Consider the following 296-nt stretch of genomic DNA (forward strand, 5'->3'; position numbering starts at 1 on the left):
GGAGCCAAGACCATGACAACAGCATTGCGATTCGATCCCATCCGGCTGCCGGAGCATTGCCAGGAGTTGCGTCGCGAAGTCCGCGCATTCCTTGCAGACGAGATTTCGGCCGGGACCTTTGATCCCCTGAGACCGGGAAGCGCTGAAGGTGAAGACGCCAAGGCGTTTAGCCGGCGCGTCGGCCAGCGCGGCTGGATCGGGATGACCTGGCCGAAAAGATACGGCGGTCAGGAGCGCAGCTTTCTGGAGCGCTACGTGGTGACCGAAGAGATGTGTGTAGCCAACGCGCCGGTTCG

Annotated in this window: 1 protein-coding gene; it reads left to right on the top strand. The window is 62.2% G+C overall.

The window, feature by feature from the left end:
- Nucleotides 1–12 precede the first annotated feature (12 nt).
- Nucleotides 13–296, top strand: a 284-nt coding sequence (locus OZ411_RS43270; RefSeq protein ID WP_282532848.1) for an acyl-CoA dehydrogenase family protein, incomplete at its 3' end; no start/stop codon positions are given.

The sequence above is a fragment of the Bradyrhizobium sp. Arg237L genome, from assembly GCF_029990105.1.
Classification (GTDB): domain Bacteria; phylum Pseudomonadota; class Alphaproteobacteria; order Rhizobiales; family Xanthobacteraceae; genus Bradyrhizobium.